This is a genomic window from Hypericibacter sp. (assembly GCF_050729195.1).
Lineage (GTDB): Bacteria > Pseudomonadota > Alphaproteobacteria > Dongiales > Dongiaceae > Hypericibacter.
On sequence record NZ_JBOHKS010000096.1, the window covers coordinates 1 to 9204 of the forward strand.

The 9204-nt window shown below is 68.6% G+C and carries 8 protein-coding genes; 4 read left to right on the forward strand and 4 right to left on the reverse strand.

The genetic code is table 11. The features are described 5' to 3' along the window. Positions 1-61 precede the first annotated feature (61 nt). The 3 genes from ACREE8_RS07115 to ACREE8_RS07125 are packed head-to-tail and all read right to left on the reverse strand — an operon-like array spanning position 62 to position 4724. Positions 62-2767 (reverse strand): DUF4159 domain-containing protein, encoded by a 2706-nt coding sequence (locus ACREE8_RS07115; RefSeq protein WP_431572289.1) that lies wholly within the window; start codon positions 2765-2767, stop codon positions 62-64. Next, complete coding sequence (locus tag ACREE8_RS07120) at positions 2764-3681, reverse strand: DUF58 domain-containing protein (protein ID WP_431572290.1); 918 nt, start codon at positions 3679-3681, stop codon at positions 2764-2766. Before ACREE8_RS07120 ends, ACREE8_RS07115 begins: the two co-directional genes overlap by 4 nt. Before the next feature lie 38 nt (positions 3682-3719). Beyond that, the gene (locus ACREE8_RS07125) at positions 3720-4724 is read right to left on the reverse strand and encodes an AAA family ATPase (RefSeq protein WP_431572291.1); all 1005 of its coding nucleotides are present in this window, start codon (positions 4722-4724) and stop codon (positions 3720-3722) included. 71 nt (positions 4725-4795) lie between these two features. Here ACREE8_RS07125 and ACREE8_RS07130 point away from each other — a divergent pair, with 71 nt between their 5' ends. From ACREE8_RS07130 to ACREE8_RS07145, 4 genes are all read left to right on the forward strand, one after another. Next, positions 4796-5356: a DUF1285 domain-containing protein gene (locus ACREE8_RS07130; protein ID WP_431572292.1), complete on the forward strand. Its 561-nt coding sequence runs from the start codon at positions 4796-4798 to the stop codon at positions 5354-5356. A 26-nt stretch (positions 5357-5382) separates the two neighbouring features. After that, on the forward strand, positions 5383-6003 hold the full coding sequence (locus ACREE8_RS07135) for a CoA pyrophosphatase (protein WP_431572293.1): 621 nt from the start codon (positions 5383-5385) through the stop codon (positions 6001-6003). Then, the gene (locus ACREE8_RS07140; RefSeq protein ID WP_431572294.1) at positions 6000-6278 is read left to right on the forward strand and encodes a DUF6111 family protein; all 279 of its coding nucleotides are present in this window, start codon (positions 6000-6002) and stop codon (positions 6276-6278) included. Before ACREE8_RS07135 ends, ACREE8_RS07140 begins: the two co-directional genes overlap by 4 nt. Positions 6279-6377: 99 nt before the next feature. Continuing rightward, positions 6378-7622, forward strand: coding sequence for a CCA tRNA nucleotidyltransferase (locus ACREE8_RS07145; protein ID WP_431572295.1), 1245 nt, complete (start codon positions 6378-6380; stop codon positions 7620-7622). 419 nt (positions 7623-8041) lie between these two features. Here ACREE8_RS07145 and ACREE8_RS07150 read toward each other — a convergent pair whose 3' ends face one another. Beyond that, complete coding sequence (locus tag ACREE8_RS07150) at positions 8042-9196, reverse strand: IS110 family transposase (RefSeq protein WP_431572296.1); 1155 nt, start codon at positions 9194-9196, stop codon at positions 8042-8044. Between the last annotated feature and the right edge of the window lie 8 nt (positions 9197-9204).

The window sequence follows — 9204 nt, forward strand, 5'->3', positions numbered from 1 at the left end:
GGCGGGAGGGGCGGCGAGCGTAGCGAGCGGGGAGGGGTGCCGCACACACGATATCCGATCCTCATTGCCCCAGCCTCTCGAGGATCGCGGGCACATGGACCTGGTCCGACTTGTAATTGCCGGTCAGCGCATACATCACGATGTTGACGCCGAAGCGGTAGGCCATCTCGCGCTGGCGCTGGCCGCCGGGGACGGTGGCGTAGAGCGGCTGGCCGGATTCGTCGACGGCCCAGGCGGCGGCCCAGTCGTTGCTGCCGACCACGACCGAGGAGACGCCGTCATTGGAGCGGCCCTGGCCTTCCTCGACCCAGAGCGTGCCGCTGGCCCAGCGTCCGGGGAACTGCTGCAGCAGATAGAAGGCCTTGGTCAGCACATGGTCCTGCGGCACCTGGATCAGCCGGGTGATGTCGATGCCGCGCGCGACGCGGTTGAAATTGGCGAAGCCGCTGGCGCCGCCATCGCGCGTGTCGAACAGGATCAGCCCGCCATTCTTGAGATAGTCGTTGACCCGGCGCAGCGCCGTGTCGGACATCGCGGCCTGGCCGTTGGCGATCGGCCAATAGATCAGCGGGAAGAAGGCAAGCTCGTCCTTGGCCGGATTGATCGCCACCGGCTCGCCGACATCGATCGCCGTGCGCTGGCGCAAGACCAGCGAGAGACCGAGCAGCCCCGCATGGCTCGCGCGGTCGATCTCGTCGTCGCCGCTGCTGACATAGGCGAGGCGGGTCTGTTGCGTGTCGCCCAGCGCATTGTCGTCATCGTCCTTGGCCTGCGCGGGGGTGGCGACCAGGCCGCCGGCGAGCGCCAGCAGCAGGATCGCGCCGGCGACGGCCGCGCGACCCGGCAGCAATCCGCGCAAGGCCAGCGAGATCACCAGATCGATCAGGAACAGCGCGAGCGCCGCCGCCAGCAGCCAGGGCTTGAAGTCGAAGGTGGCGCCCGCGGCGGTCGCTTCCACGGTGGCACCCTCGGGCCAGCTCTGGATCGCCTGCCAGCCGATCAGGCCGGTGCCGAGATTGAGCGCGCGCTGCGTCGCTTCGCTGCCATAGAAGCCCGGCGGATGATCGGGACCGATCAGGCCTTTGTCGAAGACCTCGGGGCCGGCCGCGGTCGCGAGTGGTGCGGGCGCGCCGAGCCGTCCGAAGCCGTCGAGCGTGCGGTAGGGCGGGAGCGCGCCGTTGGCCTCGGTGCCGGCGACCCCTTCGCTCAAACCCAGGATTTTCTGCAGCATCTGCACGAAGAGGCCCGACAAGGCGAGGTTCGACCAGTCGGCATTGGCGCTGGTATGAACCAGCACGATCCAGCCGCGGCCCGTGCGCGCGGCGGTCACGAGCGGCGTGCCGTCGGTCAGCCGCGCCCAGGTCTTGTCGCCGAGCGAGAGTTCCGGCTCGGCCAGCACCTGGCGGAAGATGCGCACATCGTCGGGCACGGTGAGGCCGGCGAAAGGCGAGGTCGGCGCGAAGGGCGCGATCTGCGCCGGCTGCTCCCAGGTGAGGGCGCCGCCCAGCGTGCGCCCGCCGCTGCGCAAGCGCACGGGGAGCAGCGTGTCGTCGGTGTTCTCCGCCAGCCGCGGGCCGGCGAAGCGCAGCAGCAGCCCGCCATTCTCGATCCAATGCTGCAGCGCGTCGGTCTCCTCGGCAGTGAGGCTGCCGATATCGACCATCGCCAGCATCGAGAGCCCGCCCTGGATCAGGCTGGGGATCGTGCCCTCGCGCAGATCCGTGCCGGGCCCGAGCGCGCGGCGCAGATAATAGAGCTCGCTCAGCAGCGTCTCCTCGCGGCCCGTGTCGGCGCCGGCGACGAGACCGACCGGCCGGCGGCGCCATTGCGCATCGACCAGGAAAGTCGAGCCGGCGGAGGCCTCGTTGGCGACCGAGATCGTGGCGATGCGGTTGCGCAGCTCGACCGGCAGCTTGATCGCCGGATTGGCTTCGGTCGCCCCAGCCTCGAAAGTCGCGGGCTGGCGCGCGACGAGCTGGCCCTGGCGGTCCGCCGCCAGCAGCTCGACGGATCGCGCCGGGCCGGCGGCGGGGCGGAGCAGATGCAACGTCATCGCTTCGCTGTCGTTCTCGGGCGGACGCTGTAGCAAGGCGCGTTCGCTGGCGGGTGCCGTGATCACCGTGAGATCGCCGAACTTCGCCAGCCGTTCGCCCAGCTGCTGGTCGGCGCCGTCGGGATCGGCGATGCCGTCGCTGGCCCAGAACACGCTGGCCTTGGTGAAGGGCGCCTTGTCGAGCGCGGCCAGGGCCGCCTTGCGATCGGTGGGCCAGGGCTGCGGTTCGAGCCGGCCCAGCGCCTGGCGCGCCTCGACCGCCGGCATCGGGCCCTGGATCTGCGGCTTCACGCCGTCGGCACCCGGCGCCGTCGCGATCAGCGCCGCCATGCGGCCCTCGCGCTCGGCCTGGCGCAGCCGATCGGCCAGCGTCGCCTCCTGCTCGTTCCAATGGGCGGCGGCAGCCCAGCCGTTATCGACGACCAGCAGCAGCGGCCCGTCGCCGGCGAGCGCCTTGCGCGCATCCTCGAGCGGATGGGCGAGTGCCACGATGATGAGGGCCGCGATCACGAGGCGCAGCAGCAACAGCCACCAGGGCGTGCGATGGGGCGTCTCCTCCGGCGGACGCAACCCGAACAGCAAACGGATCGCCGGAAAGATCTGCCGCTTGGGGGCCGGCGGCATCAGCCGCAGCAGCCACCACAGGACCGGCAAGGCCAGCAGCGCCACCAGCACCCAGGGTGCTGCGAAGCTGAGATCGGCCAGGCCCATCATCGGATCTTCACCTCGGCCCGCTCGCCCAGCCGGCGATAGAGCGCCAGCAAGGCGGATTCAGGCGAACGGTCGGTGGTGGTCAGCGCATAGCTCCATCCGAGCGTGCGGGCGAGCGCCGCCATGCCGTCGAGCTGCGCCTGCAGCCGCTCGGCATAGGCTTGGCGGATCGCCTCGACCCGGCCGATCAGCGCGTCGCCTTCCTGCTCGGTGCCCTCGAAGCGGATGCGGCCGGTGAAAGGCAGCGACTGCTCGGCGGGATCGAGCAGCTGGAGGATATGGCCATGCGGCTGATACTCGGCGAGCCGCTTGAAGCGCGTCTCGAGCGTCGCCAGCGGCGAGAGGAAATCGCCGACCAGCACCAGCTCCGCATGGCGCGGCAGCCGCAGATCGGGCGGCAGGCTCTGGTCTTCCGGATGATGCTGCAGCAGGAGTGCCAGGCGCTCGAGGCCGCGATGGCCGGTGAAGGGCGGCGAGGGCTCGCCCAGGAGCGCCACGCGTTCGCCGGCATCGAGCAGCAGGGCCGCGAGCGCCAGGGTCACGAGGTCGGCGCGCTCGATCTTCTCCGGCAGATTGCGGCCCGAGCGCCAGCGCATCGAGGCCGACGCGTCGCGCCACAGATAGATCGTCTGCGCGGCGGCCCATTCGCTCTCGCGCACGAAGACCGGATCGGCCTTGGCCGACTGGCGCCAATCGATGCGCCCCACGGGATCGCCCGGCTGATAGCGGCGGAACTGCCAGAAGGTCTCGCCCGGCCCGACGCGGCGGCGGCCATGCACGCCCTGCTCGACGGTGGCGGCGATGCGCTCGGCCTGCACCAGCAGCGGCGGCAGGGCGGCCGCCATCGACTGGGCACGTTCGCGCAAACCCGCTTCGCTCGAAGTCGGCTTGCCGCGAATTTTCGCGCCGAACGCCATGCCCGCTCCCTCTGCCGTTGCGCTCGCTTCCGTTCGCCTCAGCGCAAGGGCTGGATCAGGCGCTCGATCACCTCATCGAGGCCGATGCCTTCGGCGCGCGCGGCGAAATTGAGCGCCATGCGATGGCGCAGGATCGCGGGCGCCAGCGCCACCACATCCTCGACCGAGGGCGCGAAACGCCCTTCCATCAAGGCGCGGGCACGGGCGGCCAGCATCAGCGCCTGGCTGGCACGGGGACCGGGGCCCCAGGCCACATGCTGGCGCACGGTTTCGATCTCGCTGCTTTCGGGACGGCCCGAACGAACCAGCGTCAGGATCGCCTCGACCACGCTGTCGCCGACCGGCACGCGGCGCACCAGGCGTTGCGCCAGCAGCAGGTCGCCCGCCGTCATGACGGGCTCGGCCTTGTCTTCTTCGGCACCGGTGGTGGCGAGCAGCATCTGGCGCTCGGCCGCCTGCTCGGGATAGGTGACGTCGATCTGCATCAGGAAGCGGTCGAGCTGGGCTTCGGGCAGCGGATAGGTGCCCTCCTGCTCGATCGGATTCTGGGTCGCCAGCACATGGAAAGGCTGGGGCAGGGGATGGGGATGGCCGCCGACGGTGACGCGGGCCTCCTGCATCGCCTGCAACAACGCCGACTGGGTGCGCGGGCTGGCGCGGTTGATCTCGTCGGCCATGAGCAGCTGGCAGAAGACCGGTCCGGGAATGAAGCGGAAGGAGCGCCGGCCGCTGTCGGTCTCCTCCAGCACCTCGGAGCCGAGGATGTCGGCCGGCATCAGATCGGGCGTGCATTGCACGCGCTTGTCCTCGAGTCCGAGAACGATGCCGAGCGTCATGACCAGCCGGGTCTTGGCCAGGCCCGGCACGCCCACCAGCAGCGCATGGCCGCCGGCCAGGAGCGTAATTAGGGTTTGATCGATCGTCGCTTGTTGGCCGAAAATGACGCGACCGATGCTGCGGCGAACCTGCTGCAGCGTGTCGCCGAGGCGGCCGATCTCGGCGGCAAGCCGGTCGGCGGAAATCACGGTATCAGGGGAACTCACCGTCGGCTGCTCCTTGAATGGTTCGGGGGCATGGATCGGACGGGCGTCGATCGAACAGGCCAAGCCATCCTATGACTGCAGGCAAGCTGTCGGAAGGCACTCTTTCGTTACCTTTATCGGCGCCGTCCCCGGGAAGGGAGCCGCAGCAATGCGGCGAATTTGCGATTCGGATCGGGCGGGACGGCACCTGGTACTATCTCAACTCCCCGATCGGCCGGAAACCGCTGGTCAAGCTGTTTTCCACCGTGCTGCGCCGCGAGCCGGACGGGGATTACTGGCTCGTCACACCCTATGAACGGGGCCGGATCGAGGTCGAGGATGTGCCCTTCATCGCGGTCGAGGTCACGGTCGAGGGCGCCGGGCCCGCCCAGCGCCTGCGTTTCCGCACCAATCTCGACGACGAGGTGGTGGCCGACAGGGACCATCCGATTCGCGTGACCCAACAGCCTGGGACCGGCGAGCCCACACCCTATATCATGGTGCGGGACGGGCTCGAGGCAAGGCTGACCCGGCCGGTCTTCTATGAGCTGGTGGAACTGGGCGAGAGCCGTCATGAGGACGGCGAAGAGCAGCTGGGTGTATGGAGCAGCGGACAATTCTTTCTTCTGGGACGGACCGACGCGCAGGCTTGAGCCCCGCCGCCATTCGCGATGCCTTGATGGCAAAGCCGCCCGGTGTTCGCCGTGCGCCGAAAGGGCCCGTGGCGCTGGAGCTGCCGGACGAACGGCGGGGCGATCACGATCTCAATCCCGACATGATGCCGAAACTGCCGCTGACGGCGGCGGCCGTGCTGGTGCCGCTGGTGCTGCGCGCCGAAGGGCTCACCATTCTCCTGACCCAGCGCACCGAGCATCTGGCCGAGCATGCGGGCCAGGTCGCCTTTCCGGGCGGCCGCGTCGATCCCGAGGATGCGGACGCGATCGCGGCCGCCTTGCGCGAGGCCGAGGAGGAGATCGGGCTCGCACGCCAGCTGGTCGAGCCGATCGGGCAGCTCGACACATATGTGACACGCACCGGCTATGAGGTGACCCCGGTGGTGGGGCTGGTGCAGCCGCGCTTCGAGCTGGTGCTCAATCCGCTCGAGGTGGCCGACGCCTTCGAGCTGCCGCTGGCCTATCTCTTGGACGAAGCCAATCGCCGGATGGAGAGCAAGGTCTATAACGGCATCGAGCGGCATTTCTGGACGGTGCCCTGGGAGAACCGCTTCATCTGGGGCGCCACCGCCGGGATGCTGGTCAATCTGGCCGAGATCCTGGCGCCGCGGGCGGGCACCCCATGAGACGCTTCCTCGAGATCCTGATCCCGCTGCTGCTGCCGACGCTGATCTATTTTCTCTATCTCGCGATCGCGCGCCGCCGGGCCCAAGCCGCCGGAGCGGCGCCGGCTCTCGTCTTCAAGGACATGCCCTGGAGCTGGCTCGCCGGCGCCGGCGTGGCCCTGCTCGCGGTGACGCTCGCAGCCTCGGCCCTGTTCGGCGGCGCCGCGCCCGGCAGCCATTACCAGCCGCCCAGCCTCGAGAACGGCCAGATCAACCAGGGCGGATTCTCGAATTGAACCTTCGTCAATTGATGAAAACCCCAGGACGTTGAAACGAATAATCCCCTCCCCGAAAAGATTAAGGAGGGGGCCTATTTTGTTGGATCAGGAGAGACATTGACCCCATCGACCGACCGGCGCCTGACACCGCAGCCTTGGATGACGCATTCGCGCACGCAGGCCGTGATCGCGGCCTTGAGCGCGGACGAGGCGGAGGTGCGTTTCGTCGGCGGCTGCGTGCGCGACGCGATCCTGGGCCGCACGATCAAGGATATCGACCTGGCGACGCCCGATTCGCCCGAGACCGTGATCGCGCTGCTGAAGGGCGCGGGGATCCGCGCGATCCCGACGGGGATCGATCACGGCACGGTGACGGCCGTCATGGAGGGCCAGCCCTTCGAGGTCACGACCCTGCGCCGCGACGTCGAGACCGACGGGCGCCATGCCAAGGTGGAGTTCACCGATAATTGGCAGGAAGACGCCGCGCGCCGCGATCTCACCTTCAACGCGATGTCGCTCTCGCCCGATGGCACGCTGCATGATTATTTCGGCGGTTATGACGATCTCCAGGCGAGCCGCGTGCGGTTCGTCGGCGATCCGGCGATGCGCATCAAGGAGGATGTGCTGCGCCTGTTGCGTTTCTTCCGCTTCTTCGCGCATTACGGCAAGCCGCCGCCCGATGCCGAGGCATTGGCGGCCTGCCGTTTCTCCGCGCCGCAATTGTCGACCCTCTCCGGCGAGCGGTTGCAGGCCGAGACCCTGAAGCTGCTGGCGGCGAGCAATCCGGCGCCGGTGGTGGCGCTGATGCAGGACCAGCATGTACTGACGCATCTGCTGCCGGAAACGCAGAGTGTCGCGAAGCTTGCGGCGCTGGTCATGATCGAGCGATCCCTCGGCCGCGAGTCCGATCCGCTCCTGCGGCTGGCGGCGCTGCTCGACGGCGGCGCGGAGATCGCGCGCGCGGTCGCCTGGCGGCTCCGGCTGTCGAATGCCGATCGCGACCGGATGGTCGCGGCGCTCGAGGCAGCCCCGCTCTCGCCCGCGCTCGACGGCAAGGCCTGCCGTCTCGCCCTCTATCGCCTGGGCTGGGAGACTTTCCGCGATTGCGTGCTGCTGAGCTGGGCCGCGAGCGGCGACATGCCGGACGCCCCGCAATGGCGCGCACTCCTCGCCTTCAGCGAGAACCCGCCGCCGGCCTTCCCGCTGCAGGGCCGCGATCTCCTGGCCCTGGGCATCCCGGCCGGCCGTCGCGTTGGCGAGCTTTTGAAGGAGATCGAGGCCTGGTGGATCGAAGGCGACTTCCGCGCGGACCGGAAGGCCTGTCTGGAAGAGGCGAGGAAGAGGGCGGGGCTTCTCACTTAGTCCTCACGCACCGTACCCCTCACCCCCCATTACTTCGCAATGGGTCCCGCTCTCTCCCCACATAGGTGGGGAGAGGGAAGAATTTTGAAGATGCTCAGCCTCACAGAATGAATCCTTCCTTGTATGGGACTTTTTCTGTCAAGGCCATTTGGGTCTCCATGGTTGGTGATCCGAGGGGAGCCGGTGCCCGGACGCGAGACTTCGCGTCACAACCTTGTATTCGGTGGGTCTCGTGAGGGACCCGAACCATGATGCAGTCATGCGCATCGGCGGGAAGGCTCCGGTGTGGCGGGCCCATTCTCTCCCTCGGCATGGGAGCCATGGAAAGGTGCGGGTCACCGCCACCTCGGATCGTCAGGCCCCGGCGGGCAGGGCTCTGCCCACGGGAGCGAGGCCAGAGAACGTTTCGGCGCGCAGGGTCATGACGCCGGATGCAGGGCCAGGCCGGCCGGGAACTGCCCGGTCGTGGCCAGGTGCCACAACTCGATCAAGAGCTTGCGCGCCAGTGCCACGATCAGGGTTTTGCGCGTATCGCCGCGTGCGTCGGCGGTTCGGGCCCGATACCACTGCGCCAAGCCGCTGTCTTTTTGGAACATCAGCCAACGCCAGGCCAGCTGGATCATGGCGCGCCGGACCCGGGCATTGCCGGCCCTGGCCAGTCCCTTCTCCCGCCGCTTGGAGCCACTCTCGTCGGGCGAGCCGGTGAGACCGGCATAGCGCGCCACGGCGCGGCGATCGCGCAAGTTGCGCTGGAGCACCTCGGTGACGAGCATGTCCGCCGTTTCGACTCCGACCCCGATCACCCGCGCCAGCAGACGGATCATCGCATGCGGCCCTTCGCCGGGAGCCTGTTCCAGCCGCGCGAGCCGGGCCGCCTCGATCGCCTTGATCTGCTCCTTCAGGAGCTGCAGGCGGGCCATGTCGTGCTCCAGCTCGGCCCGCGTGTGGGGCGGCAACACCACGCCTTCGGGCGTGCGCAGCGTCTCGAGCTTCGCCGCCGCCTTGCGCAGCGTCGGCTTGAAGCCCCGGATGCCCCAGCGGATCAGCGTGCTCTTCATCCGATTGACGATGCGCGTGCGCTCACCGACCAAGCTCTCACGCTCTCGGCTCGGTCGCTTGGCGTCTTCCTCGGCCAGCGTCGGAACCGCCGCCATGCTGCAATGCTTCGCTTCCCCGCGCAGCCAGCCCAGAAAGGCTCGCAGCAGCAGATCGACATCCAGACGGTCGGTCTTCGCCCGCCGATGCTCGCGCGACACCGGGATGCTGGTCGGGTGGATCACATAAGCCTCAATGCCGTGCATCCCCAGCCACCGCGCCAGCCAGAACCCGTCCCGGCCCGCTTCATAAGCCACGCAGAGCCGAGCGACAGGCCGACCCGCCCGGGCCGCCTCTTCGCGCCAGCGATCCAATAGCTTCAGCAGCGATTCCTCATCGGGATCCAGCTTCTTCAGCGGCCGGCGATCAACACCGGGCAGAATTGCCCCCACCAGCCAGCTCTTCAGCCCCATCTCGATAACCGCAATCAGCGTGCTATCCTGGTTCAGGGCGGTGAGGGATCGGCTCAGGTCATTCATTCTTGGCA